This is a genomic window from Actinopolymorpha sp. NPDC004070 (genome assembly GCF_040610475.1).
Taxonomy (GTDB): domain Bacteria; phylum Actinomycetota; class Actinomycetes; order Propionibacteriales; family Actinopolymorphaceae; genus Actinopolymorpha.
This window is the reverse complement of the sequence record NZ_JBEXMJ010000017.1, coordinates 65,731-91,365: the sequence shown is the minus strand read 5'-3', so window position 1 is coordinate 91,365 and position 25,635 is coordinate 65,731. Positions and strand designations below refer to the sequence as shown.

The 25,635-nt window shown below is 70.5% G+C and carries 28 protein-coding genes and 1 tRNA gene; 11 read left to right on the top strand and 18 right to left on the bottom strand.

Features of this window, described 5'->3' with window-relative positions:
* Positions 1–9: 9 nt before the first annotated feature.
* Entirely contained in the window at positions 10–942 is a 933-nt protein-coding gene (locus ABZV93_RS26105; protein ID WP_354941007.1) for a phosphotransferase, read from the bottom strand.
* An 80-nt stretch (positions 943–1,022) separates the two neighbouring features.
* On the bottom strand, positions 1,023–1,652 hold the full coding sequence (locus tag ABZV93_RS26100; protein ID WP_354941004.1) for an LUD domain-containing protein: 630 nt from the start codon (positions 1,650–1,652) through the stop codon (positions 1,023–1,025).
* Between the two features lie 201 nt (positions 1,653–1,853).
* On the opposite strand from ABZV93_RS26100, the gene sigJ reads away from it, so the two are divergent.
* The 6 genes from sigJ (at position 1,854) to ABZV93_RS26070 (ending at position 6,600) form a co-directional block, all read left to right on the top strand.
* Positions 1,854–2,807, top strand: coding sequence for an RNA polymerase sigma factor SigJ (gene sigJ / locus ABZV93_RS26095; RefSeq protein WP_354941001.1), 954 nt, complete (start codon positions 1,854–1,856; stop codon positions 2,805–2,807).
* Positions 2,808–3,249: 442 nt separating this feature from the next.
* A complete protein-coding gene (locus ABZV93_RS26090) occupies positions 3,250–3,414 on the top strand; it encodes a BBE domain-containing protein (protein ID WP_354940998.1) in 165 nt (54 codons plus the stop codon).
* 324 nt (positions 3,415–3,738) lie between these two features.
* The gene (locus ABZV93_RS26085; RefSeq protein WP_354940995.1) at positions 3,739–4,653 is read left to right on the top strand and encodes a hypothetical protein; all 915 of its coding nucleotides are present in this window, start codon (positions 3,739–3,741) and stop codon (positions 4,651–4,653) included.
* Positions 4,650–5,117, top strand: a complete 468-nt coding sequence (locus ABZV93_RS26080) for a phage holin family protein (RefSeq protein WP_354940992.1) — start codon at positions 4,650–4,652, stop codon at positions 5,115–5,117. The genes ABZV93_RS26085 and ABZV93_RS26080 overlap by 4 nt, the downstream gene beginning before the upstream one ends.
* Positions 5,090–5,743, top strand: coding sequence for a DUF3618 domain-containing protein (locus ABZV93_RS26075; protein ID WP_354940989.1), 654 nt, complete (start codon positions 5,090–5,092; stop codon positions 5,741–5,743). Before ABZV93_RS26080 ends, ABZV93_RS26075 begins: the two co-directional genes overlap by 28 nt.
* A gap of 113 nt (positions 5,744–5,856) precedes the next feature.
* Positions 5,857–6,600, top strand: coding sequence for a DUF2071 domain-containing protein (locus tag ABZV93_RS26070; RefSeq protein WP_354940986.1), 744 nt, complete (start codon positions 5,857–5,859; stop codon positions 6,598–6,600).
* 48 nt (positions 6,601–6,648) lie between these two features.
* Here the strand turns inward: ABZV93_RS26070 and ABZV93_RS26065 are convergent, their stop codons facing one another.
* Positions 6,649–8,787 carry an HNH endonuclease gene (locus ABZV93_RS26065; RefSeq protein WP_354940983.1) on the bottom strand — a complete coding sequence of 713 codons (2,139 nt, stop codon included), beginning with the start codon at positions 8,785–8,787 and terminating at the stop codon, positions 6,649–6,651.
* Positions 8,788–8,953: 166 nt separating this feature from the next.
* Positions 8,954–9,889, bottom strand: a complete 936-nt coding sequence (locus ABZV93_RS26060) for an AraC family transcriptional regulator (protein ID WP_354940980.1) — start codon at positions 9,887–9,889, stop codon at positions 8,954–8,956.
* A gap of 115 nt (positions 9,890–10,004) precedes the next feature.
* On the opposite strand from ABZV93_RS26060, the gene ABZV93_RS26055 reads away from it, so the two are divergent.
* Positions 10,005–10,799, top strand: a complete 795-nt coding sequence (locus ABZV93_RS26055; protein ID WP_354940977.1) for a class I SAM-dependent methyltransferase — start codon at positions 10,005–10,007, stop codon at positions 10,797–10,799.
* 28 nt (positions 10,800–10,827) lie between these two features.
* Here ABZV93_RS26055 and ABZV93_RS26050 read toward each other — a convergent pair whose 3' ends face one another.
* The 4 genes from ABZV93_RS26050 to ABZV93_RS26035 all read right to left on the bottom strand — a co-directional run bounded on the left by ABZV93_RS26050 (position 10,828) and on the right by ABZV93_RS26035 (position 13,900).
* Positions 10,828–10,965 carry a hypothetical protein gene (locus ABZV93_RS26050; protein WP_354940974.1) on the bottom strand — a complete coding sequence of 46 codons (138 nt, stop codon included), beginning with the start codon at positions 10,963–10,965 and terminating at the stop codon, positions 10,828–10,830.
* 37 nt (positions 10,966–11,002) lie between these two features.
* Entirely contained in the window at positions 11,003–11,572 is a 570-nt protein-coding gene (locus ABZV93_RS26045; RefSeq protein ID WP_354940971.1) for a hypothetical protein, read from the bottom strand.
* 119 nt (positions 11,573–11,691) lie between these two features.
* On the bottom strand, positions 11,692–12,561 hold the full coding sequence (locus ABZV93_RS26040; RefSeq protein WP_354940968.1) for a fructosamine kinase family protein: 870 nt from the start codon (positions 12,559–12,561) through the stop codon (positions 11,692–11,694).
* A gap of 31 nt (positions 12,562–12,592) precedes the next feature.
* On the bottom strand, positions 12,593–13,900 hold the full coding sequence (locus ABZV93_RS26035) for an MFS transporter (RefSeq protein ID WP_354940965.1): 1,308 nt from the start codon (positions 13,898–13,900) through the stop codon (positions 12,593–12,595).
* A 212-nt stretch (positions 13,901–14,112) separates the two neighbouring features.
* Here ABZV93_RS26035 and ABZV93_RS26030 point away from each other — a divergent pair, with 212 nt between their 5' ends.
* The gene (locus tag ABZV93_RS26030) at positions 14,113–14,877 is read left to right on the top strand and encodes a carbon-nitrogen hydrolase family protein (protein ID WP_354940962.1); all 765 of its coding nucleotides are present in this window, start codon (positions 14,113–14,115) and stop codon (positions 14,875–14,877) included.
* A gap of 335 nt (positions 14,878–15,212) precedes the next feature.
* Here the strand turns inward: ABZV93_RS26030 and ABZV93_RS26025 are convergent, their stop codons facing one another.
* From ABZV93_RS26025 to proS, 3 genes are all read right to left on the bottom strand, one after another.
* Positions 15,213–16,133 (bottom strand): NADP-dependent oxidoreductase, encoded by a 921-nt coding sequence (locus ABZV93_RS26025; RefSeq protein ID WP_354940959.1) that lies wholly within the window; start codon positions 16,131–16,133, stop codon positions 15,213–15,215.
* Between the two features lie 149 nt (positions 16,134–16,282).
* Positions 16,283–16,356: transfer RNA gene (locus ABZV93_RS26020), tRNA-Gln, on the bottom strand.
* A gap of 134 nt (positions 16,357–16,490) precedes the next feature.
* Positions 16,491–17,903 carry a proline--tRNA ligase gene (gene proS / locus ABZV93_RS26015; RefSeq protein WP_354940956.1) on the bottom strand — a complete coding sequence of 471 codons (1,413 nt, stop codon included), beginning with the start codon at positions 17,901–17,903 and terminating at the stop codon, positions 16,491–16,493.
* A 52-nt stretch (positions 17,904–17,955) separates the two neighbouring features.
* Here proS and ABZV93_RS26010 point away from each other — a divergent pair, with 52 nt between their 5' ends.
* A complete protein-coding gene (locus ABZV93_RS26010) occupies positions 17,956–18,426 on the top strand; it encodes a hypothetical protein (protein WP_354940953.1) in 471 nt (156 codons plus the stop codon).
* A 36-nt stretch (positions 18,427–18,462) separates the two neighbouring features.
* On the opposite strand, the gene ABZV93_RS26005 is transcribed toward ABZV93_RS26010, so the two are convergent.
* The 6 genes from ABZV93_RS26005 to ABZV93_RS25980 are packed head-to-tail and all read right to left on the bottom strand — an operon-like array spanning position 18,463 to position 22,380.
* Positions 18,463–19,275, bottom strand: coding sequence for a CPBP family intramembrane glutamic endopeptidase (locus ABZV93_RS26005; protein ID WP_354940951.1), 813 nt, complete (start codon positions 19,273–19,275; stop codon positions 18,463–18,465).
* 9 nt (positions 19,276–19,284) lie between these two features.
* The gene (locus ABZV93_RS26000; RefSeq protein WP_354940948.1) at positions 19,285–20,208 is read right to left on the bottom strand and encodes an NAD(P)-dependent oxidoreductase; all 924 of its coding nucleotides are present in this window, start codon (positions 20,206–20,208) and stop codon (positions 19,285–19,287) included.
* A gap of 55 nt (positions 20,209–20,263) precedes the next feature.
* Complete coding sequence (locus ABZV93_RS25995) at positions 20,264–20,635, bottom strand: VOC family protein (protein ID WP_354940945.1); 372 nt, start codon at positions 20,633–20,635, stop codon at positions 20,264–20,266.
* Positions 20,636–20,672: 37 nt separating this feature from the next.
* Positions 20,673–21,206, bottom strand: a complete 534-nt coding sequence (locus ABZV93_RS25990; protein ID WP_354940943.1) for a GNAT family N-acetyltransferase — start codon at positions 21,204–21,206, stop codon at positions 20,673–20,675.
* Entirely contained in the window at positions 21,203–21,532 is a 330-nt protein-coding gene (locus ABZV93_RS25985; protein ID WP_354940940.1) for a hypothetical protein, read from the bottom strand. The genes ABZV93_RS25990 and ABZV93_RS25985 overlap by 4 nt, the downstream gene beginning before the upstream one ends.
* The gene (locus ABZV93_RS25980) at positions 21,529–22,380 is read right to left on the bottom strand and encodes a trans-aconitate 2-methyltransferase (protein ID WP_354940937.1); all 852 of its coding nucleotides are present in this window, start codon (positions 22,378–22,380) and stop codon (positions 21,529–21,531) included. Before ABZV93_RS25980 ends, ABZV93_RS25985 begins: the two co-directional genes overlap by 4 nt.
* A 228-nt stretch (positions 22,381–22,608) precedes the next feature.
* On the opposite strand from ABZV93_RS25980, the gene ABZV93_RS25975 reads away from it, so the two are divergent.
* Together ABZV93_RS25975 and ABZV93_RS25970 are read left to right on the top strand one after the other, a co-directional pair.
* Entirely contained in the window at positions 22,609–23,082 is a 474-nt protein-coding gene (locus ABZV93_RS25975; RefSeq protein ID WP_354941107.1) for a MarR family transcriptional regulator, read from the top strand.
* 91 nt (positions 23,083–23,173) lie between these two features.
* The gene (locus ABZV93_RS25970) at positions 23,174–23,626 is read left to right on the top strand and encodes an Rrf2 family transcriptional regulator (RefSeq protein ID WP_354940935.1); all 453 of its coding nucleotides are present in this window, start codon (positions 23,174–23,176) and stop codon (positions 23,624–23,626) included.
* Between the two features lie 39 nt (positions 23,627–23,665).
* Here ABZV93_RS25970 and ABZV93_RS25965 read toward each other — a convergent pair whose 3' ends face one another.
* A complete protein-coding gene (locus ABZV93_RS25965) occupies positions 23,666–25,564 on the bottom strand; it encodes an ABC-F family ATP-binding cassette domain-containing protein (RefSeq protein ID WP_354940932.1) in 1,899 nt (632 codons plus the stop codon).
* Positions 25,565–25,635 lie beyond the last annotated feature (71 nt).

The window sequence follows — 25,635 nt, the reverse complement described above, 5'->3', positions numbered from 1 at the left end:
GGTCAGCGGTCAGATCGACCGCCAGTCGGCGCCGTCCGGTCGAGGGAGTCCCAGGCAGGACGCCGCCCAGGCCAGGTCGATCGCCAGCAATCGAACGAACACCCTGACCAGCCAGTCCGGTGCACCGGAGTCGTCCAGAACGCGCCGGGCGAGGGACGCACTCCCGGCAGCCGCCCAACCGCCGCTCGTCGGCAGCACGTCGTACGGCAGCGGACCTCCCTCCAGGTGCAGGGTGGGAAGTAGCAGCGAAAGGTCGTGTTCGGCGCTCCCACGTGAGGCATGCGACCAGTCGACGAAGATCACCCGGTCGCCCGCGACGCAGATGTTGTCGCTGCGCAGGTCCCCGTGGACCAGTGAGTCGCCGCTGTCGTCGAGGCCCGCCTCGGCTTCGGTGAGCACGGAGGCCACACCCGCCAGCCAGCCCGCCGAGCACACTCCGAGGTCGAGAAACGCGGCCCGATCCGGCCCCTCCCCCAGCAGCGTCGGCCAGTACGCGGGCCGGCGCGGCGACGGCTCGAACGAGGCCGGAGCCGCGACCCCCGCGAGGTCCGCCACCGCGGCGAGCACCCGGTCGATGTCGCCCTCCCGCCAGTCGACGCCCTCGTGACCGGCCGGCCAGTGCGCACCCCTGAGGTCCTCGACCACGAGGACGGGACGGTGGCCGGGTTCGTCGAGCCACGCCACCACGCGCGGGACGAAACGCTCCGGCACTTCGCGAAGGGCGAGGTACTCGGCCCGAAGCCAACCTTCGGTCTGGTCGTCGGTCGCCGCCTTGACGAAGACACCGCTTCCGTCCTTCAGCGTCACCGAGAAGCGCGCCGCGGCCGACAGGCCGGTGTCGGGTTCGGTCCAGTCCGTGCTCGACTGGCCGACAGCGCGTTCCACTCTCGCGCGAAGGATCGCCGCCGAGGTCGACCAAGCGTCGTCCGGAGCCGGGCACATGCCCTCATCCTCGCAGCGGACCGTCGCCCTGGCACCCGAGGGGCTGAGGCTGAGGGCACAGGACGCGCCCCGCGCCCAGGTCAGAACCCGATCGCCTCGCGGAGCAGCAGGACCGTGCCGCGCCCGGGTTGGTACTCCGCGTTGAGGACGAGCAGCCGGTTTACGGCGCTGGGCACTCCGTACGCCGCCTGGGTACGAACGCTCTCCAGCGGCAGGGCGTGCTCCTCGACCCGGCGCAGTGCGGTGCTCAGGTCCGGCACCACCTTCTGCGCCCCGACGACCCAGATCGCGCGGGCGGCACCTCCGGCGTACGCGGGCAGCTGGCTTCCGCTGCCGGACGCGACCACGAGGGACCCGGTTTCGGTGACAGCCGCGACGCTGCCCACCACGACGTCCGGACTGGCCGTCAGCCGACGGATCTCGTCGGCGGACGTGGCGCGGTCCATGGCCAGCACACGTGGCTTGACGGCGTCGTGTCGCCCGCTTGCGTTGAGATCGTCCTGAATGCCGGACAGCCGTAGCGTCTCGCTCGCGCCGGTGAAGACGCTCGCGCCCTCGGGTACCAGTTCGGCGACGCGCGCACGGGCCGCGGCGGCGTCGTCGAGGATCTCGACGACGAAACCGTGTGCGGTAAGGGATTCCGCCGCACGCTCCAGACTCCGCGCGGAGGCCGGGCGTGCGAACGTCGTTGTCGGGACGAAGGTGGTCATCGTGCTCCTGAACTCGTCGTGGCGGCACGGTTGTCTACTGGTCACGTGCCTTCTCACGAGTACGACGGGGCAGCCACGCGGAATGTCAGGCGCACGTCACCTCGACGTCGCATCCCGACCTCACACCTCGGCCTCACATTTCGGCCCGCCGTCTCGTCGAACCACCGAGGGCAGGACCGAACCGAGGGAGCCGTCGACGACATGAGCACACCGTCAGAGCCAGGAGACCGGCAAGCCGAGCCCGGCCTGGACGCGATCATGAGCGAGCGGCGTCAGCTGATCAGTCTCGCGTACCGGCTGCTCGGCTCGCTGGCCGACGCCGAGGACGCCGTTCAGGAGACCTACGCTCGCTGGTACGCCATGTCAGACGGGCAGCGTGAGGCCATCGCCTCCCCCGGCGCCTGGCTGACGACGGTCGCCGGCCGGATCTGCCTGGACCTGCTCGGCTCGGCCCGCGCGCGGCGGGAGAGGTACGTGGGCGAGTGGATCCCCGAGCCCCTGCCCGAGTCCACGGACTGGATCAGCGGCCGGCGCGGCGCCGGTGACGCCACCTCGGATCCGGTCGATCCGGCCGACCGGATCACCCTCGACGAGTCGATCAGCATGGCCTTCCTCGTCGTACTCGACTCGATGAGCCCGGCCGAACGGGTCGCGTTCGTCCTGCACGACGTCTTCGGCTACCCCTTTGCCGACATCGCCGAGATCGTCGGCCGCACACCCGCGGCCTGCCGGCAACTGGCATCCGCGGCCCGCCGCCGCGTCCGTACGTCGCAGGCACCACCGACCCCGGCCGCCCGGCAGGCCGGCATCGTCAGGGAGTTCAGCCGGGCCTGGGAGGCGAAGGACGTCGCCGCTCTCGTCGGCCTGCTCGACCCCGACGCCACGCTGGTCGCCGACAGCGGCGGTCTCGCACCCGCCGCCCTGCACCCGATCAGGGGCGGCGAGCTGATCGCGAGCCTGCTCGCCGACCTCGCCGGCAGGGCGCCGGGCAACGTGAGCTTCGCCCAGCGGGTCGTCAACGGCCAACCCGGTCTGGTCGCGCAGGAGGACGGTGTCACGACCACGGTGTACGCGTTCGAGATCGCGGCGGACCGGATCAGGCACATCTGGGCGATCCGCAACCCGGAGAAGCTACGGCCCTGGACGGACAGCTGATCCCTCGGCGGATACACCGGCGGGCTCGAGGCTGCCGAGGATCCCCGGCGTCGGCGTGGCGGACAGGCACCGGCGGGGAAGCGAAACCCGGCCGGGCCGACCCAGGTGGAGATCCACAAGCCCCAGATCCTGTTGTTCGGCGTACTCGCCGACGGGACCGAGGCGGATGCACTCGAGCTGCTGTCCCCGATCCTGTCGGTCGGCGGCGAGTTCATGAACGACGCACCCACCGACGACAGCAACTTCTTCACCCAGGCGTTCGGCGGACGGGTCAGACGAGCGACCAGGCCCGCGGGGCACGTCGTTCCCGCATCGCGACGCGCTCTTCTACTCCGAGCCCGGAGCCGGCTGGGGCAAGCGGGGAGAGCCCAACTGCAACGACCCGCTCACCTCGCAGTCCCAGGCGTGGATCGCGGAGTTCAGCCAGGCGCTTCGGCCCTACGTGGACGGTGCGTACGTCAACGTGCCGAACATCGGCATGGCCGAGTGGGAGACAGCGTACTGGCGGTCGAACTTCTGCCGGCTGCGCACGATCAAGTCGAAGTACGACCCGACGAACCTCTTCCAGTACGAGCAGAGCGTCCCGCCCTGGTCCTCCGACCGGTAGCGCCGTCTGACGAGCAGGTGCCGGAGTCCGAGTCGACCGTCTCCGTGAACCGCACCGGGATCGCACGGCGCCAGAACGCGACCGCCCGGTCGTTGCCGGCCACCTCGTGCGTCGTCCAGTCACCGGACCAGCGGCGGTCCCTTGCGAAGCAGCGTGAACCCGGCGATGTGACCGGCGACCTCGACCACGGCCGCCACTGAGGTCGCGAAAGCCGTGCACGACTGCCCAGGCCTTACGTGTTAAGGCCCCGAACCCGGGTAGGCCAGCACGACATGCGACCGAGGGCCTTCTCGGCCCTTCGCACCTACGACAGTTGGAGGAAGCATGTCGACCCCTAGCTACGGTGGCCCCGCCGGTTCGGAGCCGACAGGCGCCAGCGGTGGCAAGGAGCAGGCACGGCAGGTCGCGGGCAACGCCGCACAGGAGGGTTCCCGCGTCGCCGGGGTTGCCAAGGACCAGGCACAGCAGGTCGCGTCGGAAGCTCAGCACCAGGCCAAGAACCTGTTCCACGACGTACGCGGACAGGTCGAGGAACAGTCCCGCGCACAGCGCGACCGGCTGGTCAGTACGTTGCAGAACTTCAGCGACGACGTTGAGCAGATGGCGAGCGGCCAGGACGGCAACGGCGGGCTTGCCCACGACGTCGCCCGGCAGGTCGCCGGTCGCGTCCGTGAGTTCAGCTCCCGAATCGACGGCCGTGAGCCGGCCGAACTCCTCGACGAGGTACGCCGCTTCGCGCGTCGGCGGCCGGGCGCGTTCCTCGCGGGCGCTCTCGCGGCCGGCGTGGTGGCGGGCCGGCTGACCCGTGGGGCCAAGGAGGCCAACAGCGGCTCCGGTGGTGCGCACAGCACCAACGGGTCGGCGGGCTCGGCTGGCTACGCCTCGGGCTACGACAGCGGAGTCGGCGGCTACACCAGGCCCGGCGCCACCGATTCGAACACGGTCGGAGACCCCGCGGCCAACTACGGCCCGAGCAGCCAGTACGAGACGTCCAGCACCGCCGACCCGACGAGCACCACCGGCTACAGCGGCGGCACCACTGCTCCGGCCGCCGGACCCGGCTGGTCCGAGCAGGAGAACCCCTACGCGCCTCCGCGCCCCGGTCCGGGCTCGGGCGGTTCGGGTGGAGTCGCGCCACTGGACCCCGCCTCGGACCAGTACGCCCCGCACGGTGACCAGCTCCAGCCCGGCGGCGGCCGGATCGCCGACCGGCGCGGAACCACCGGGGAGGCGCCGTGAGCGGCACCGACCCGTTCAGTCCGACGGACTCCTACAGCTCGGCGGACACCCCCGGCACCACGACCGGCGGTGGGCGACCGTCCGACAACCGCTCACTCGGTGAGATCGTGGGCGCCATCGCCGGCGACCTCACCACGCTGGTGCGTGCCGAGCTCGACCTCGCCAAGACCGAACTCAAGCGCGAAGCGACCCACGCGGGCAAGGGCGCGGGCCTCCTCGGAGGTGCCGGCGTCGGCGGCCTGCTCGCGCTGGTGTTCGTGTCGTTGGCACTGATGTTCCTGCTCGACAACTGGATGCCCATCGGCTTGGCCGCCCTCATCGTGGGCGCCATCTGGGGCATCGTCGCCGCCGTTCTTGCCGCACGCGGCAAGACGGAACTCAAGCAGCCCATGCCTCCCCTGGAGGCGACACAGCGCACCCTGAAGGAGGACGTGCAATGGGCCAAAGCACAGAAAGGCAGCTGACCGACCAGATCGCCGACACGCGTGAGGATCTCTCGCGCAACCTCGACGCTCTGACCGACAAGGTGAGTCCCAGTCGGGTGGTCGAACGCCGTAAGGAAGCCGTACGCGGCCGCTTCGGCCGGGTGAGGGAGCGGTTCATGGGGACGGCCCACGACGCCCGCGGCGTTGCGGGCCACGTGACCAGCCACGCGGGAGGTTCCGTGAGCGACCGCGCATCCCACGTCGGAAGCACGGCCAGTGACGCCGCCTCCGGCGCCGTCGACACCGTGTCCAGCACCGCTCACGGTGCTGCCCACACGGTCCAGGAGCGGACCGAAGGCAACCCGCTGGCGGTCGGTCTGATCGCCTTCGGTGCCGGCGCCCTGATCGGCTCGCTGCTTCCGGCGACGCAGAAGGAGACCCGGGCTGCCCAGCAGGTGGTGGAAACCGCCAAGGAGAAGGGCCAGCCGCTGGTGGAGGAAGCGAAGTCCGTCGGCCAGGACGTCGGCCAGGACCTCCGCGAACACGCCACCGAAGCTGCCCAGCAAGTCCGCAGCACCGCCGAGGACGGCGTACGCCAAGTGAAGGACGAAGGCCAGTCCTCGGCACAGAACGTCAGGGAAGACGCCAGGTCGCGTACCAACTAGGGCCCGCGTAGCCAGGCAAACATCGCGTTTCGCCTGAACGTACGGCGCGTGGATGCCGCTCATCACGAGCGTGCGTCCACGTGCCGTTCGTCGTTCCGTGGAAGCCTGACGTCATGCGGGACGAATCCCTGCCGGCTGCCGATCCACCGCCGATCAGCGGTCCCGTCCTTCTGACCCAGCGATGGAGCGAGGTCGTTTTCGTCCACTGGGCAGTCGATCCCGGCGCTGTCGCCCGACTCCTGCCGGTTGGGACACGGCCGGACACGTTGGACGGGCAAGCTCACGTTGGCATGGTGGCGTTCGGAGTGCCCAGCACGTGTGTGTTCCGGCGGGTTCCCGTCGGGGCGGCGTACGAGGTCAACGTCCGCGTCTACTGCGTCGACGACGAAGGTCGGCACAGCACCGCCTTCCTGCGCATGGATGTCTCGCGAGCCGACATGGTCGTGGCCGCCCGGGCGCTAGCGTGGTTGCCGTACACCTGGTCGAGGATCAGTCCACTGAACGCGGCCGTCGCCCATCCCGGTCCGCCGCCCGGGTCCGGCTATCGGTGCCGGCCCCGCCTGCCGCGAGGTGCTCAGGTCGTGGATCTGGTGGTGGCGCCCGGCCCGGCGATCGAGGTGCCGACACACTTGGAGCAGTTCGTCACAGCGCGCTGGTACCTCCATCAGAGGCATCCGCTCGGGACGTATCGCCTGCCGGTGGCGCACCCGAGGTGGCCACTCCACCGTGCCGAGCCGGTTGCGATCGACGACTCGCTCGTTCGCACGGTCGGTCTGACACCCCTCGAACCCACCCCGGCCTCCGTGCTCTGGTCCCCCGGCGTCGACGCGGAGTTCGGTCCACCGCATCTCTGCTGAGCTTCCTGATCCATGCGCGGGCATGCCGGGGCCGAGGCGTGTTTGTCCTCAGAACGGCGGTACGTCGTCGCGGGCTGACGCCGTCGTCGCGGCGGCGGGTGCGGGGTCGGGCACCACCGGATCGGCTGGGTCGGTGAGTGATGGTGCTCGGCTTGCGTACTGGCGTCCGAAGGGGTCGGTGAGCGTGTGTTCGCCCGGCCCGGTCTGCCGGAGCCTCCAGTCTCGTTCGGTCTTGGCCTTGTGGTGCCGAGGGCACAGCGGTGCGATGTTGTCCACGCCGGTTTCCCCGCCGTCGGCGTACTCGGTGTTGTGGTCGAGGTGGCAGGTGGTGGCGGGTCTTCTGCAGGTGGTCCATACGCATCGCTGGTCGCGGGCATGCACCAGCTCGGCTTGCAGTCCGCGCAGGAACCTCGCCGGTAGCGGATGCAGATGCAGTAACCGCCCCGTGACGGGATGGGTGACCCCGACGCTGAATCTGGCTTCGGGGTTGGTGAGGTTGTTCGCCACCAACCGCTCGGCCACCTCGGTGATGATCGGTCCGAACCCGCCGAGCTCACCAGGCCGGGTGGACAGTCCCATCAGGGTGGTCAGCGGCATGTTCAGCTGGATCTTGGCGCGCGTTCGGATCGGCCCCCAGCTCGGCTGCGTGGAAGACCACGGCGGTGGTGGTGGTGTCGAGTTGTGCGGCGGCGGGTCGGGTGGATCTGGTGGACCGGGCGGGTCGGCCGTCTCATCCGGTGGCCGGTTCTGCCGCGGGATCTGCCCCGCAGCCGAAGGCCCGGTCGCCGAAGCCGCACTCTCACCGGTTGCGCTGCTTCCGGCCACGTTCTCCCCGGCCACGTTCTCCCCGGCCAGGTTCTCCCCGGTCACGTTCTCCCCGGTCACGTCGCACTCCGTCGCGGTCGCCCCGGCCGAGCCGCAGTCGGCGGCAAGGTGGGCTGCGGTGTCATGGACCGAGACGCCGGCCGTCGCGGCGCCGCCGCACACCGTGCACGTGGCGACCGGCACCGGAGAACAGTCGCCACACTCACACCAACTGTCGTGCAGATCATGGTCGGGGAACCGGTGAACACCACAGTGGCCGTGCTCACCCTGCTCGTACTCGCCCTGCCCAGACTGGTCCGGCTCGGCTTCGTCCTGCTCGGGGTCCGCCTGCTCGGGCTCGGTGCGTACCTGCGGCGTCTCGTTCTTCGCAGCGCACTGCCCGGCTTCGCCCTGCCCAGACTGGTCCGGCTCGGCTTCGTCCTGCGCAGCCTGGCCCGGTGCCGCCTGGCAGTGCTCAGAGTCTGCGTCCGCTGCGTCCTTCGCGGCCTTGGGCTGGGCCTGGCTTTTCCCGGTGTGGTTGTCAGCGACTGTAGGCGCGGAGCAGTCAACGATGTCGGCAGCACCGGCGAGCAGGGAGTAGGCCACGTCCGCACGCAACTGGCTGAGCTTGCGGGGGTCGCCACTGGACTTGACCGCCCGGGCGATGGCGTCGATGTAGCCGTACGCCTCCGCAGCCTGATCCGCCGACAACCCTCGCACAGCCAAATCGGCGACACCGTCGACGGCGGGCCAGATCGCGACGTTGCGCCCGGTGCGGGCTTCACGGTGGCGCTTCGCGGCGGCTTCGGGGTCGGCCCTGACCACCTCCGCCTCCACCATCGCCCGCAACAACCCACCCCGAAGCTCCAGCACCTTGGGGAAGAGGGCGTCCTCGATCACACCCCACAGGTCCGGTTTGGCGTCGGTGACCCGGTCGATGATGATGCGGACCTCGTTGAGCTCCAACCGCCCGCCGGCCAACGCCTCACCCACCCGTGGGAGCCGGGACACGGCCGCGGCCATCCCCACGTACTGCGCCGCCCGGTAACCGGTCCACCCCAGCAACGGCTCCAGCACCACCGACGTCATCGGGTCCGGGGTGTCACTGCGCTCCGCCGGGTCGCCGGGCATGCCGTCGCAGGCGTAGGTCAGCTCGTTCACTCCCGTCAGGCTGGCCGACTCCGCCCAGCAAACCATCCGCCGCGTCCCCTTGACGTACTCCTCAAGTTCGAACCCGTTACACGCGACCAGGTCCACCGCGGCGATCGCGGCCGCCAACTCCGGACCACCCGGCAAATCCGCGAAACCGGCAGGCAGCACCCCACGACCACCCGGGTCCCCACCCAGATGGTCATCGCCGAAGCCCACACCGCCATCGCTCACGCGTTCGATTCTACCCGACAAGATCGGCCAACTCTCACCGAAAACCGCTTGTCCACAAGATGAATCACGTCAACTTCAACTTGCCTCAACAAGGAGCGATGGGCTCGTCGTACTCGCACAAGTCGAACGCCCACGGCCAGCAAAGGACGAGGACGCGCGACTCCTCTCAGCCGGCGCGCTGGCTGCGACGCCACTTCTCCGGGGTGATTCCGTAGCGGTCCCGGAAACGCCGTACGAGATAGGTGGCGTCGCGCAGGCCGGTCCGCGCGGCCACCACACCGAGGGGCAGGTCGGTCTCGCGCAACATCCGTCGCACCTCGGTCATGCGCCGTTCGGTGATCCACTCCAGCAGTGGGCGACCGGTTCGTTCGCGGACCACGGTGGTGAGGTGCCCCGGTGTGTACCCGAGCGCACGGGCGATGTCTCCGACGGAGACGGGATCCCGGAAGGTCGCCTCGATCTGGCTGAACACCTGTTCCACAAGCGGGTCGGGCGCTCCGACCGAAGCATCGGGAGCCAGGCGCGCGGCCGCGACGAGGACACGGGTGAGGAGCCCGGCCACGACCTCGCCGGCGCCGAGACGGTGTGGGTCGGCGAGTTCCTCGGACAGGTCGGCCAGCCACGCCGACCAACGAGCACGGTCCGGCTCGGGCACGAGGCCATGGCCCGCTGCGGGGGCGAACATCGCGAGCAGTGGATGGGTGGCCCAGGCCAGCGGGGAGACTGCCGCCAGTGCCGGCACCGCGTCCGGCGTGAACGCGACCGACCAGGCGCGGCAGCGGGTCAGCGCCATCACGGCCGACACGTCGACCACCTGGCCCGGCGGCACCGCGTGAACCTGCCCGGGGCGCAGCGGCCAGTCCGTACCGTCGACGGAAAACGAACCCACACCGTCCTCGACGTAGACCAGGACGAGGAAGTCGTGGGCATGGCGGTGGACCGGCGGGAATCCCGCGTGCGCACCGTCGGCGTCGAGGCACTCCACCGAGACCGGAGGCACGCCCAGGCGATGCTCGTAGCGGTAGACCGGCGTCCCGTCAGAACGCAGCGTCCGCAACCGCTGGGAGCGCTCACGCGAGGCGCCGACCGAAGGATGTGCCATGGCGTCCGACTCCTGTCCTGTTCTGCAGCCGAAGAATATCCAAGGCTTGACGATGACAACACCACGTCGCACAGACCCTCGGAATCCGGCGGGGCGAGCACGCAGGGAGCAAACCATGACATCCGAGACCAACGTACGCATCATCGACCGGCGCGCGCCGGAGGACCACGGTCGCGCATTCCTGCCGGGAGCGGGAAAGACCTGGCTCCTCCCCTTCTACGACCTCTTCAGCCGGGTGGCCGACGTCCGGCGGCTGCACGAACGCGTGGCCCAACTGGCCGAGATCGCTCCCGGCCAGACCGTGGTCGACGTCGGCTGCGGCACCGGCAACCTGTCGTTCGCCGTCCTCGCGGCACAGCCTGCCGCCCGTGTCACCGGTCTGGACCCGGACGACGACGCCCTTCGCCGGGCCGCGCGCAAGGCGAGGCGCCGCGACGTGTCCCTGACCCTCGTCCAGGGATACGCGGACCGCATTCCGGCGGAGGACGCCACGCTCGACCATGTGGTCTCGTCGTTGGCGCTTCACCACGTCGACGACGACGGGCGGACGGGCTTCGCGAACGACGCTCTGCGCGCTCTCCGGCCGGGAGGCAAGGTCACCATCGTCGACTTCGGCGGTCCGGCGTCCGGTACCGACGGCGCCAACAGCACCGACAGCGCCCACCAGACCCACCACGCCGCGCACGGCCACGGCCACAGCCCTGCCCACCTGCTTCGGCACCTCCCAGGCCTGTCCCGCGTGGTCCGGATACTCCGCTCGAGGGTGGCGACGAGCCCCGTGGTGTCCCGCAACTTCGAGAACGGCCTCGTCACCCTCCTCGCCGGCGCCGGTTTCGCCGACGCCCGCGAGATCGAGCACCTCGACCACAGGTTCGGGCGGGTCACCTTCGTGCAGGCGACCCGCCCGTAGACCTGTCGACGTCGCGAACCATGCAGGGTCAGGGAATGCTGCCGTCCTCGGTGTCGCCTTCCCTGGCCCTGAGGTCGGTGGCCATGTCGGTGCCGTTGTCACCGGAGAAGAAGTCCGCACCAGGACCGCCTGTCAACCTGTCGTTGCCAGAACCGCCCTGAAGCATGCACGTGCCGCGCGGGTTGTCCGCAGGGATCCCCTGGTCAGGGCACGGATGGGGAGGTCGGTCGTGAAGTCCACTCGTACAGCAGTGAATACTCCGGGCCGTCGGCGCCGACGCCCGTGACCTCGTTGACGTGCTCGACGACGCGCCGGGTCGAGGGGTCGTCGAGGTTGCCGAGCCCGCGAACCTTCACCAGGTAACGGATTCCGGCGGCAGCATCCGCGGGGATCCCGTTGCGGGCAAGCACCTCGAACACCTCCTCCACCGAGTCCGCGTGCAGGCTCGAGGCGAGGCGGTATCCGGCCGCGACGAGTTCGAAGGTGCGCTCCACCTCGTCACCGGCCAGGTAGCCGGGGCGGCCACGGTGGCCGATCTCACCCACGACCAGGTAACCGCGGTGCGGGTCCGTGCTCAGCTCGGCCACCTCCTCGGGCGTACCGAGGAACTCGTGCCGCGGCACGTCCGCGGCCACCTCGGCGAGGATGGCGTTCGTCAGTGTGCTCTTGCCGGCGTTCCGCGGAAGTGCATAGACCAGGAACGACTCACCGGACGCCGCGATCCGGCGCAGGAGGTCGGCACCCTCGTCCGTGACGGATCCGTTCGCAACCATGTCGGTCAGCGTGATCACAGCGACTCCCCTCAAGATATGTCGGCAGAGTATCGCCGGACCTCGTCGAGGAAGTCCCGTCGTACGACGGGTGAACGGCCGGAGCAGGACACCGCACGGCGTCATACGCCGCTCCTGGTGAGGGTGTCGTCGAGCCAACGCTCGTAGCGGTGACCGAAGTAGAGCACGTGCATGATCGCCGTGTACACCTGGTAGATCGGCGCGCGGACCTTGACGAAGTCCTTGTCGATCGGGTGGAAGCGCTGGTACGCCTCGAACACCGCGTCGGCGTACGGCTGGCCCACGAGGTTGGACAGGTCGAGTTCCGGGTGGCCGTACACGACGGAGGGGTCGAGGAGCCCCGTCACCCTGTGGCCGTCGGCGAGGATGTTCGCGTGCCACAGGTCGCCGTGCAGCAGCGTCGGAGCCGCGGGCTCGCTGAGAAGGTCGTCCAGTCGCGCGCAGAGCGTCTCGACACGGGCGCGAAAGCCGGCGTTCAGAGTCCCGTTCGTCACCGCGGCGTCGGCGCAGTGACGCAGCCTTTGGTCCCTGAAGAACGGCACCCAGGTGCTGGACCATCCGTTGGGCAGAACGAACCAGCCGTTCAGCGTCGGGCCGTCGAAGCCGAACGCCTCGGCGTGCCGCCCGTGCACGATCGCGAGCTCCTCACCGAGCGAGGTTGCCGCTGCCGCGGTCAGGTGCGCCCCGGGCAGGAAGGTCTGGACGAGGAGTTCGGGGTCGGCGTAGATCACCTCCGGTACGACCGTGGGGTGGGCGTCGTGGAGATGGCGCACCATCGTCGCCTCGATGTCAAGGCGCGCTTGCTCGCCGTACGCCGCCTTGCAGACGACGGTGCGCCCGTCGGCCAGAGTCAGCCGTCGCACGTCCGCCACCATGCCTCCGGCCAACGACACCTGGTCGACGACGTTCAGTCCGGCACGACGGCGTACAGCGTCAAGGACGCGTTGCACCGCATCGCGGTCATCGGCCACGAGCGTTCTCCTTCACGACGTCGGGTGAGGATCAGGCCTTGGCCGCTTCGGCTCCGACGGCGAAGGCGGAGTCGTCCGGCTTGAAGCGTCGGCTGGTAAGGAGGAAGCCCGCGAATCCCAGGACGGTCAGGACGGCGGGGATGACGAACAGGTGAGGTATCCCGAGCCAGCCGACACCGAAGGCTCCGACGGATCCGCCGACGGCACCCGCGAGCGGAATGCAGCTGCTGAACATGGACGAGGCAAGCCCGATCCTATCCGGGCACAGCTGCTGGGCCACGGTGATCCCCAGGCCCGCGACGGCCGCCCAGACCCCGGACATCAGCGCCTGGCCGACGAACAACCCGACTACGTGCGTGCTGGTGGCGTAGGCCACATGGGCACCGACCCCGAGCAGCGCCGCCATCGTGAGTACCCGGATCGGGGTGAACCTGTCGGCCATCCGGGCGAAGACCGGCATCAGCAGGAGCTCGAGGAACGGCTGTACGGCGATCACGGTCCCCCGCAGGGCGTCACCGACGTGCAGCTGATTGGCCATGTACAACGGCAGGAACGCGAACTTCATGGTGTCGCCGTTCATCACCAGCACGCAGCATCCGAGGAACACCAGCAGAGGCGTGAGCGTGTTCTTCGTTCCGTACGTCGTGGGTCCGTCGGTGCGGTCCCCGTGCGGGCCGTCCGTCGGGCCGGCGCTCACCTCCGGCCGGACGGGCTCGACCTTGAAGCGTTCGATGCGGCGGGTGCCGAGCGGGACGAGCTGTGCGACCAGGCAGGCAGCATTGGCCAGGAGCAGTGACCGCAGGCCGAAGGTGGCGCCGAACCAGCTGCCGAGGACGGGGCCGACGATCCAGCCGGCGGTGAAGCTCATCCGGACGGCGGAGACGATCCGGTTGTCGGCAGGCGTGGGATGCCGGCTCAGCTCGTCGCGGGTGGCGGCGAAGAGCTGCCCCATGGCTCCCCCGCCGAAGCTCAGCACGAAGGCGCCGATGAGGAACGGCATCCACGGCCGGTCGGCCAGCGCCATCGCCGCCCAGCCGAGCGCGGCGACCACAGCGCACGCGCGGTACAGAGACAGCCGGTTCGTCAGCCGTTCGGACAGCGTGCCGACCACGAACCCGGCAACGGGCGCGGTGAGGTTGACCAGGTAGTACAGTCCGGCGGCCTGGATCGGGATGTGCAGCTCGGTCACCAGGTACAACGTCATCTGCGGCATGGTCGACGACGCGGCGATCCCCGCGACGAACAGGCTGATGCACGCGGCCCTCAGGAACGGCGTACGCCAGATGATCCGTGTGACCGACGAGCCGTTCCCGCGATGGTCACCCTCAGCGTTTCCCAACCTGTCTCACAGCCATCCTCTGGTCTGCCATGATCAGGTCGATCGTACGAGCGGGGGTCCGGCGTCATCCGACCGGACTGCTGGAGGCTAGCTCTGAATGGCCGTCACCGAGGATCCGTAGATGTTGGTGAGCCACAGGTGGAAGCCGTCGAACGTCTAGTCGAGTGTCACGAAGCAATCTCGATCAGTGTTTCTCCCCCGAATGGAGCACGATGCACGCTGCGCTCGCTGTCCATAGCGTCGTCGCCGACCAGGCGGCCAATCTGGCCGGCATCGCACGGCTGACGAAGGAAGCCGCGAGCAAGGATGCGGGTCTGGTCGTCTTCTCCGAGGCGGCACTGACCGGCTTCGTCGGCAACGACGATCCCGCGCACGATCGCCTCCTCGCCCAGCCCCTACCGGGTCCGGTCACAGCCCAACTGGGCGACCTGGCACGCGAGGCGGGAGTATGGATCGCCGTCGGGCTGTACGAGCGAGAACAGGTGTCCGGCGAGGAGCACCTATACGACAGCGCGATCCTCGTCGGCCCGGACGGCAGGATCCAGCTCCACTACCGGCGGATCAGCCCGCAGTGGCACGGGCCGAGCGCGGACCGACAGGTCTACCGTCAGGGCACCGACCTTCCGATGGCGTCCACCGACTTCGGAACCTGCGCCTTCCTTGTCTGCGGCGACCTCTTCGACGACGGGATTCTCCAGCGGCTGGGCCACCTTCAGCCGGACTGGCTGCTGTTCCCGTTCGCGCGCAGCTACGACTCCGAGGTGGCCGACGCGGAGCAGTGGGACCGGGAGGAACGTCTCGTCTACGCGGGTCAGGCCGCACGTGCCGGTGTCGGTGCCCTGATGGTGAACCACCTGGCAGAACCCGACCTCGGCGGCTGTTTCGGCGGCGCCCTGGCGGTAGCTCCTGACGGGACGATCCTCGGCGAACTTCCGCCGGGCGACGAGGGCATCCTCCTGGTCGACCTGTCCTCCTGAGAACACCATGCGCCCGCCTCGCGGCCGGGTTCGGTCTACCTGCCGCGGCAGAGGTTCCGCGATCCGCTCGTGGGTAAACAGCGCCGCGGAGTCGATTACCGCGACCGAGGCGCTGCGGACCTATTGGGACTGGCCTTGCTCGCCGAATCCGTGGCGGAAGCATTGAGGTGAGGGATGGCGGTCCTTCCGGCGGCGCGTGCCACAGCGCCGAAGAACCGCGGTCGCCAGCACGGCCACGGGTTGGCTGGCGGGCCCCAGTGCGCGCTTACTCGAACAGGCGCTCCACTTCACGGACACGGGCTTCGCTCTGCGATGAAGAAGCCCTCCGCGCCAACCTACGGAACCACGATGAGCTTGCCCCGAGCGTGCCCACCCTGGCTGACCTTGAAGGCTTCCGCTACCTCGTTCAGGCCGTAGGTCGAGGCGACCTCGACGGTGAGGTGCCCTTCGTCCGCCAGCCCGGCCAGCCGCGCCGTTTGGGCACCATCCGGACGCACCCAGATAATCCGGCCACCGTAGGCCTCGACGTCCCAATCGGCGACCGAAGCGTGGCGCCCGCCCGGCTTCAGCACCGCCAGCGTCACCTCGAGCTGACCTCCGACGAAGTCGGCCACCGCATCGACTCCGTCCGGAGCCAGTTCCCGGACCCGATCGGCCAGACCCTCGCCGTAAGCGACCGGCTCCGCGCCGAGTTCGCGCAGGTAGGCGTGGTTGCGTTCGGAGGCAGTGCCGATCACTCGCGCCCCGCGAGCCCGGGCGATCTGCACTGCGAAGCCGCCGACACCACCAGCGGCCGCGTGCACCAACAGCGTCTGGCCGGCCTCCACCTCAAGCGCGTCGAGCGTTCGTAGCGCGGTGCCACCCGCCAGCGGTAGACCCGCCGCCTGTTCCCAGGTGAGCGAGGCGGGCTTACGAGCCACCATGTGCACCGGTATCGCCATCTGCTCGGCGAAGGATCCGTCGCGCAGAACGTCCTTGCGGGCGTAGGCGATCACCTCGTCGCCGAGCTGAAACTCCGGCGTGTCCATGCCCAGACCGACCACGACCCCGGCGACGTCCCATCCGGGAATCACCGGGAACACGGCGTCGATCAACGCGTCGAGACCGCCCGACATCGCCTTCCAGTCGACCGGGTTCACGCCGGCGGCACGCACCTCGACCAGAACCGAGCCGGGAAACACCTTCGGGGTGGGAAGCTCTCGCACCTCCAGGATGGCCGGGTCCGAGCTGTACTCGGGATAGACCACCGCACGCATTTGGATCTCCTCTCGTAACCGGTCACCTCCTACGGCCCATAGTGCCGCCAGACATCCCGTGGGCGCGGGCTCATGGCGTAGTCATGGGTAGAGGCCCAGACGATCGGCAGCGAACTGCGTCGAGGGCGACAAATGCGCTGGTCAGAGGGTGGCTGGGGTGGGAGGACTCGAACCCCCATCATCAGATCCAAAATCTGAGGTCTTGCCCTTAGACGACACCCCAAGGCGCCCACAGCCTACGCGGGAGCCGAGCAGGCTCCGCACCCGGTTGAGGGCGTTTCGGCCGGCCCGTACGACCCGGTACGCCCAGTAGGACCCAGTACGACCCGGTACGGCTCGGGCGAACCGGCCGACGCCTCAGTACGACCGGCCGACGATCGCGATCAGGTCCGGCTCGTCCTCGGCCTCCGGCACGCTCCCGTCGGGGCGGACCAGGCAGCGTACGGTCACGGCGCTCTCTGCCAGCTTGGCCTCGCCCTCCTCACCGAGCACGGACCACGGGATCCGCGCCCAGCCCGAAGCGGACGCCTCGGTCGCCTCGTCGATCGTCTCCACGTCGACGGTACGGGAGTCACGGAACTCCTCGGCCTCCCGCAGCAGCGCCGCCTGGTCGGCCGACAGCGCCTCGCCGACGGCCGCCACGACACCCGCGACCGGCGTCGGCGTCTTGGTGCCCTGGATCCGCCTCACCACGGTGACCGTTCCGGCCGACACGTCGCGCGGGCCGATCTCGATCCGCACGGGCACGCCCTTCAGCTCCCAGTCGACCGCGCGACGGCCGTACGCCACCGCCACCTGGTCGTCGAGAGCGACCCGGACGCCGGCAGCGCGCAGGTCGCCCACCAACCCGGCCGCGAGCTCGGCGACACCCTCGCCGGCCTTGACCAGGGTCACCACGACCTGGGTGGCGGCCAGCCGGGGCGGGATCCGCAGACCGGCATCGTCGCCGTGGGTCATGATCAGCCCGCCCACCATCCGCGTGGACGCGCCCCAGGAAGTCGTCCAGGCGTACGGCCGCTCCCCCTCCGCGTCGAGGAAACGGATGTCGAACGCCCGCGCGAAGTTCTGCCCCATCTCGTGGCTGGTGCCCATCTGCAGCGCCTTGCCGTCGCGCATCATCGCCTCACAGGTCAGCGTCTGCGCGGCACCGGCGAAGCGTTCCTTCGGCGTCTTCAGCCCGGGTACGACGGGGATGGCGAGTACGTCGACCATCATCGCGGCGTAGGTCTCGTGCAGGATTCGGCGCGCGTAGGCGGCGGCGTCCGCCTGCGTCGCGTGCACGGTGTGGCCCTCCTGCCAGAGGAACTCCGTCGTACGCAGGAAGACCCGGGGCCGCAGCTCCCATCGCACGACGTTGGCCCACTGGTTGAGCAGCAGCGGCAGGTCGCGGTAGCTCTGCACCCACTTCGCCATGTACTCGCCGAAGATCGTCTCGCTGGTAGGCCGGACGACGACCGGCTCCTCGAGTTCCTTGCCGCCGGCGTGGGTGACCACGGCCAGCTCGGGGCTGAACCCCTCGACGTGCTCGGCCTCGCGCTGGAGGTAGCTCTCCGGGATGAACAGCGGGAAGTAGGCGTTCTGGGCGCCCGCGTCCTTGATCCGGGCGTCCAGCTCGGCCTGCATCCGCTCCCAGATCGCATAGCCGTACGGACGGATGACCATGGTGCCCCGGACGGGGCCGTTGTCGGCCAGCTGCGCCTTGGCCACGACGTCCTGGTACCACCGGGGGAAATCGCTCACTTGGGAGGTGAGCACCGCTGCTCTGCTCATGGGGCCGACACTAGTGTGACGCCCGACGGCGGTGCGAGCGAGAATGCCCTCCATGACCGCCGCCGACCCGCGCGACCCCCGTGACCCTGGTGATCCGAGCGAGCCACGCGACCCTCGCGAACGGTACGACTCGGGCGAACTCCTCGGGCCCGACGACCTCCGCCGCTCCGCCGAACCCCCCGCCGACGACGTACCGCCCCGGCCCGAACGCCGGCCACGCAACCGGTCCGGCTGGTTCGGCCTGGCGCTGGCCGGTGCGGCGTTCCTCGCCTCGCTGCTGGTCGCCTGGACCGGCGCGGTGCTCCTCGCCGCCCTCGGGCTGGCACTGTCGGTGACCGGCCTGGTCCGCGCCTACCGTGGCCGGGCCACCAACGGCAAAGCGGCCGCGGGCGGGCTCGTGCTGGCGATCCTCACCATCGCGCTCGGCTTCTTCTGGTCCCACCAGGCGCAGCCGTGCCTGCCACTGGCCCAGGACACCAAGAAGTTCAGCCAGTGCTACCAGGACCACGCCGGCCTGCTCTGAGTCTGCTCTGAGGCGGGCGGCCACCGGGCCGCGACCTCAGCGCAGCCAGCTCACGTGGTTGCGCAGCAGCGCGTACCCCACGAACGCCACCACGTCCAGCAGCGTGTGCGCGACGACCAGCGGCCACAGCCGGTTCGTACGCTGCCAGAACCGCCCGAAGATCAGCCCCATGATCACGTTGCCGACGAAGCCGCCGAACCCCTGGTAGAGGTGGTACGACCCGCGCAGCACCGCCGACGCGACCAGCCCGGAGTTCTCCCGCCACCCGAACTGCCGCAGCCGGGTGAGCAGGTAGCCGACGACCAGCACCTCCTCGGCCCAGGCGTTTCCGGCCGCGGACAGGATCAGCACCGGCGTACGCCACCAGTGCTCGCCCAGGGTGGACGGCTGCACGTTGAGGTTCAGGCCGAGCGCCTGGGCGAGGAAGTACAACCCGAGCCCCGGTATGCCGATCACCGCGGCCAGCACGGCGCCGACACCGAGGTCGCGCGGCCAGCGGCCCAGGCCGAGCCCGACCAGCCGGGGCCCGATGCCCGAACGCCACAGCAGGTACGCCCCCAGCCCGCCCCACGCCAGCAGTTGCAGGACGCCGGTGAGCTGCAGTGCGAAGTCGATCAGCTGCTGTGCTGCCTGGGAGACGTTGAGCGCCACCGACTGTTTGCTCAGCGGCTCCGGCTTCAGCAGCGAGTCGAGCAGGGACAGCAGGCTGCGCAGGCCGGAAAGCCCCAGCGTGACGCTGAAGACGAGCAGCAGCTCGATCAGCAGGGCGCGGCGTTCGCGGGGGTCGGTGACCACCTCGGGCCGGTCGGGACGTTGGGGCACCAGCCACCCGCGTACGCCGTGTCGCACAACCGAACGCTACCGGTTGCCACCGTGCAGCAGGCGGGCGATGTCGGCGGCGAACCGGCGTTCGGAGTCGTCCTGCGGCGCGTACCCGATCACCTCGCGTGCGTTGGTGATGCTCCAGAACTTCCGCGCGTTGTCCGACACCCCGTAGAAGATGTGGAACGGCACACCGTGCTCGTCGGCGATGTCCGGGGTGTCGATCGACCGTACGAACAGCTGGCGCAGGTCGCGTTCGCTGATGTAGCCCGCGAGGTCGCGGACGTAGCGGTGCGCGGGCTGGTCGACGAAGTTCTCCGGGTCGATCTCGCGCGGCACCACGATCCGTACCTGGATCACCTCCAGCGCCCGGCCGATGCTGCCGCACGCGTAGAGGAAGCCCAGCGACTCGTACGCCGCCTTCGCCCAGCCGTAGAAGTTGTCCGGCCGCGGGTAGTCCTCCGGACTCACCCGGTCACGCCGCCCGGCGAAGTAGGGCTGCTCGTACCACTTGGCGGCCTGGTTCGTGCTGGCCGCGACCACCCGGCGTACACCGTGGTCGACCGAGAGCTGGTAGACCCGCTGCATCAGGTCGACGTTGCGGCGCTCGCCGTCGTAGCGGCTCTGCGGGTCGTCGCCGTCGGGCCGGTGGTACGCCAGATGCACCACGGTGTCGACGCCCTCGAAGTACTCCGCCAGCTCGCCCACCGGGGCGTCGAGGAGGTCGACCACCTCGACGTCGGGACCGGGGCGTACGTCGACGAGCCGTACGTCGTAGCGCTCCCTGAGTTCGGGGACGAGCTGGCCCGCGATGTAGCCGGTGGCGCCGGTCACCAGCACGCGGCGGCGGGCACCACCGGTCGCCGCGTCGGCGGTCGCGTCGGTCAGCGTGTCGGTGTAGTCGTCTGCGGAGGCAGGGGCGGAGTCGGCGGGGGGAGTGCGAGTGGGTTCGGTCGGCATGCTCCCAGCCTCGCACCCCCAGCGTCGAGTCGCCGCAGCCCGCCACCGCAGCCCGTCACCGCAACGGCGTGAGGATCTCCACCCGGTTGCCGTTGCCGTCGGCGGTGTAGAACCGCCGGTAGCCGGGGAAGAGGTCGTCCCATTCCGCCGGGAAGCCGGCGGCCGTGGCCCGCTCCGCGAGCTCGTCGATCTCGTCGTCGCCGTCGACACAGAACGCCGGGTGGGCCTTGCGCGCCGGGGCGAAGTCGGCCTCCACTCCGACGTGCACCTCGACCTGCCCGTCGGCGGACCTGAACCACGCGCCGCCCCGCGCGGCGAGCACCGGCGGCTTGTCGACCTCGGACAGGCCGAGCACGCCGCCGTAGAACGCCCGCGCCGGGTCCTCCCCGCCGGGCGGGCAGGAAACCTGGACGTGGTGAAGCCTCATACGTACTCCCTCATGCGTCGTCCGTTCATTGGCCCGCTCATTCGTCCGCTCCCAGGTAGCGCTTCATCCCGACATGGCTGGCGACGAAGCCGAGCCGTTCGTAGAAACGGTGCGCGTCCGTCCGGGCGGCGTTCGAGGTGAGCTGCAGCCGGATCGCACCGCGGCGCCGGCACTCGGCCAGCACCCACTCCATCAACGCGGTGCCGATCCCCTGTCCACGCAGGCCGGCGGCGGTCCGGACCGACTCCACCTGACCGACCAGCCCGCCGTGGTACATCAGGTGGCGCAGGAAGTTGACCTGGCAGGTGGCCACGACCTCGCCGTCGAGGACGCCGACGAGCAGCAGCGCGTTCGGGTCGGCGGTGATCTCCTCGTACGCCGCGACATAACCGCGAGCCAGACTGCCGTCGCCTGCGACGTGCTCGGCCACCTCGCGAATCGCGTCCGCCGCGACCAGCGCGAGCACCGCCGCCAGGTCCGCGCGAGTTGCCTCTCGTACGACCAGCCCCGCGTCAACCGGCGATCCGGTTGAGGAGCCGGTGTCTCGTTTCGTCGTGCCGCGGTCGGTCATGTCGACAACCGCCTCTTGACGGCGGCCACGCGGGAACGGCCGAGCATCCGGGTCAGGAGCGTGTGCAGGACGAGGCCGCCCCGCTCGGCGCCGCGGTCTCGCACCCGCCGCGCACGCCGTCCGCGTCGGGCCTCCGCGGCCCGACGGTGTGCCCGGCCGGCCTCGAGCCGCGCCTGTATCTGCGCGCGGGCAAGGTCTTCGTGCAGAAGGTTCATGGCGATCCTCGTGCCGATGAGGTCGGCGATGTCGGTGCTGTCAGTGCTGTCGGCGATGGCGGGGCTGTCGGTGAGTCCGGCCGCGAGTGCCGGGGTGCGGGCGCCGGTCACGACCCGGCCCGGTGCGCGACAGCGAACACCCGCCGGAACGGCAGCACGGTGCCGTAGGCGCGCCGCGGATAGGCGGCGGCGAGGCGTTCCTTGTAGACCTTCTCGAACTCCGGGCGTACGTCGTCGGACAGCGCCTGCAGCACCGGCCGCGCGCCGGTGCCCCGGATCCACTCGAAGACGGCGTCCTCGCCGGGCAGCACGTGCAGGTACGTCGTCTCCCAGGCGTCCACCTCGCAACCGGTGGCGGCCAGCAGGGAGAGGTACTCCTCGGCGCCCTGCGCGGCGGCCCGCTGCCGTACCCGCCCGGCAAGGTGCGTGGCCCACGGCTCCTCGGCGGCGAGCTCGAACAGGATGCGGTGCGTGGGGCTGTCGAAGTTCGCCGGCACCTGCAGCGCCAGCCACCCGCCGGGGGCGAGGTGGTCGACCCAGGTTGGCAGCAGCGCCTCGTGGCCGGGCACCCACTGCAGGGTCGCGTTGGTGACCAGCACGTCGACCGGCCGGTCCGGCACCCACGAGTGCGCGTCGCCGACCCGGAACGACAGCTGTCCGGAGAGCTCCCCCGGCCGGCCCTGCGCCAACTCCCGCGCCAGCTCCTGGGCTCGGTCGATCATCTCCGGTGAGGAGTCGATGCCCTCGATCCGCGCATCCGGCCAGCGGTCGGCCAGGGTGGCGGTGAGGTTGCCGGGCCCGCAGCCGATGTCGACGACGTACGCCGGGGACGGAGCGGCCACCCGGGCGACGAGATCGGCGAACGGCCGGCCGCGCTCGTCGGCGTACTTCAGGTACTGCCGGGGGTCCCACTGCAGCCCGCTCGCGCCGCCGGTGGTCCGCTGGTCGCCGGTTCCCATTCCGTTGCCTCCCGGGACAGGCGTGCCCATGATCCGGGCACCCAGATTTATCTTGACGTCGAGATAGCTTGCCCGAGTCAGTATCTCGACGTCAAGAGTCTTGACACCCCCTAGGCTGGACCCGTGGACAGCAACGAGCCGGCGGACCGGGAACCAGCGGATCCACCGGGTGGTGAGCCACCGAGCCGGGAACCAGCGGCCGCGCCGGGAGAGGACGAGGTCGACCGGCTGGTCGCCGCGTGGCGCCGCGAGCTGCCCGACCTCGACGTGTCGCCGTTCGAGGTGCTGTCCCGGGTCACCCGGCTGGCCCGCCACCTCGACCGGGCCCGGCGGCTGGTCTTCGCCACCCACGACCTGGAGTCGTGGGAGTTCGACGTGCTCACCGCCCTGCGCCGCGCCGGTACGCCCTACGAACTCTCCCCCGGCAGGCTGCTCACCCAGACCCTCGTCACCAGCGGCACCATGACCAACCGGATCGACCGGCTGGCCGCCAAGGACCTGGTCGAACGCCGACCGGACCCCGCCGACCGCCGCGGAGTGCGGGTCCGGCTCACCGCGAAGGGCCGCGACCGGGTGGACACCGCCCTTGCCGACCTGCTCGCCCACGAGCGCGAACTGCTGGCCGGGCTCCCCGCCGCCGACCGCGACCAGCTCGCCGACCTGCTGCGCCGGCTGCTCGGCCCGTTCGACGAACGCAGCTGACCAGACCAAAACAGAACAGATCAGAACGGCCCGAGGCGCGCCACGCCGGGCACCCACCGACCTTCCCGGCGCGGCACGGCATGATGAGCCCGTGCAGATCTCGGCCCGCGCCGACTACGCCGTCCGCGCCATGCTCGAACTCGCCGCGGCACCTCACACGGTCACCGCGCAGGCGCTCGCGGACGCCCAGGGGCTGCCGCACAAGTTCCTCGAGGCAATCCTCGGTGACCTGCGCCGGGCGGGACTGGTCCGCAGCCTCCGCGGCGCCGAGGGCGGCTACCGGCTCGCCCGGCCCGCCGAGGAGATCGCGGTCGGCGACGTCATCCGCGCCGTCGACGGGCCGCTGGCCGGGGTTCGCGGCATGCGTCCTGAGCAGGCGTCGTACGAAGGAGTGGCGGCCAACCTGCAGACGGTGTGGGTGGCCACCCGGGCCGCGGTGCGCGGCGTCCTGGACGAGACCAGCCTCGCCGACGTGGTCAGCGGCAAGCTCTCACCGCACCTGCGGCGGCTGGTGAAGAGCCCGCAGGCGTGGGAACCCCGCTGAGGGCGGGACCCCACACCGGCCCAGCTGCCGGTGGTCGCCCTAGGCCGTTCCCTCCAGGGTCTCGGCCAGTTCCAGCCAGCGGAGCTCGACCTCGTCCTTCTCCGCCTGCACTCCGCGGAGTTCGCCGTCCAGCTCCATCAGGCGTTCGTAGTCGCTGGCGTGTTCGGCCTGGGCGCTGTGCAGCTGGTCGACCCGGGCGGTGAGCCGGGACAGCTGGCGTTCCAGCTTGGCCAGCTCCTTCTTCGCCGCCCGCTGGTCGGCGGCCGAAACCTGCGGTGCGCCGCCGTCCGGCGCCGGTGACCCGGCGGTTCCCGAAGCGGCCGCACCTGACGCACCCGACGCACCCGCTGTGCTCGCCGGCGGCCCGAGCGCGCTCCCCGCGGCCGGCCCGCCGACTCCGTCCCGGCGCCGCTGGAGGTACTCCTCCACCCCGCCGGGCAGCATCGCGAACCGCCCGTCGCCCAGCAGCGCCCAGACCGTGTCGCAGGTGCGCTCCAGGAAGTACCGGTCGTGCGTCACCACCACCAGCGAACCCGGCCAGCCGTCCAGGAAGTCCTCGATCACCTGCAGGGTGTCGATGTCCAGGTCGTTGGTCGGCTCGTCCAGCAGCAGCACGTTCGGCTCCGTGAGCAGCAGGCACAGCAGCTCCAGCCGGCGCCGCTCACCGCCGGACAGCTCACCCACCCGGGTCCGTAGCCGGTCGCCGCGGAAGCCGAAGCGTTCCAGCAGGGAGATCGCGGTGACCTCCGGCCCGACGGTCGGCACCGGCCGACGCCCGATCGCGCCGGGCCGGATGTTGTCGGGGGCCAGCTTGACCACCCGCTTGATCTCCTCGGCCGCGGCAGCCACGGTCACGTCCGGGTCGAGCGTGCCGAGCTCCTGGGACAGGTGGGCGAGCTGGACGGTCTGGCCCCAGGCCACCTTGCCGTGGTCGGGTTCGGTCTCACCGGCGAGCAGCCGGAGCAGGGTCGTCTTGCCGGCGCCGTTCACCCCCACGACCCCGATGCGTTCGCCCGGGCCGAGCTGCCAGCTCACCTCCTGCAGCAACTCCCGCGTGCCGCGGCGTACGTCGACGTCCTTCAGGTCCACCACGGTCTTGCCGAGCCGGGCGGAGGCGAACTTCGCCAGCGCCGGGCTGTCCCGCGGGTCGGGCTCGTCGGCGATCAGCGCGGACGCCGCGTCCAGGCGGAACTTCGGCTTGGACGTACGCGCCGGTGCGCCGCGCCGCAGCCAGGCCAGCTCCTTGCGCAGGAGGTTCTGCCGCCTGGACTCGGTGGCGTCGGCCATCCGGTCGCGTTCGGCGCGGGCAAGTACATACGCCGCGTAGCCACCCTCGAAGGAGTTGACCTGCGCGTCGGCCAGCTCCCAGGTGGTCGTACACACCGCGTCCAGGAACCACCGGTCGTGCGTCACCGCCACCAGTGCCTCCGACCGCCCGCGAAGGTGCTGCGCCAGCCAGTCGGTGACCTCGATGTCGAGGTGGTTGGTCGGCTCGTCGAGCAGGACGAGATCGTGCTCGCGGACCAGCAGCCGGGCCAGCGCGGCCCGCCGCCGCTCGCCACCGGACAGGTTGTCGACGGTGCGTTCGAGCGGTACGTCGGAGAGCAGGCCGGTGAGAACGTCGCGTGCCCGGCGGTCCGACAGCCAGGTGTGCGCGGGCAGGTCGCCGAGTACGACGTCGGAGACGGTGCGGCCCGGCTCGAAGTCGTCGCGCTGGCTCAGCACCCCGACCCGGAGGCCGCGGTTGTGGGTGACCCGCCCGGAGTCGGCCTCCTCGGTGCGCGCGAGCAGTGCCAGCAGGGTCGTCTTGCCGGCGCCGTTGCGCCCGACCAGGCCGATCCGCTCTCCGGCGGAGACGCCGAGGCTCACCTGCTCCAGCAGCGGCGTGATGCCGTAGGACTTGTCGACCCGTTCGAGGTTGACGAGGTTGGTCGCCATCCATGCCTTTCTGTCGTGGGGCGCCGGCCGCACCGGGCCGTCATCGGACAGCACCCGGCCGCGCGCCGCTG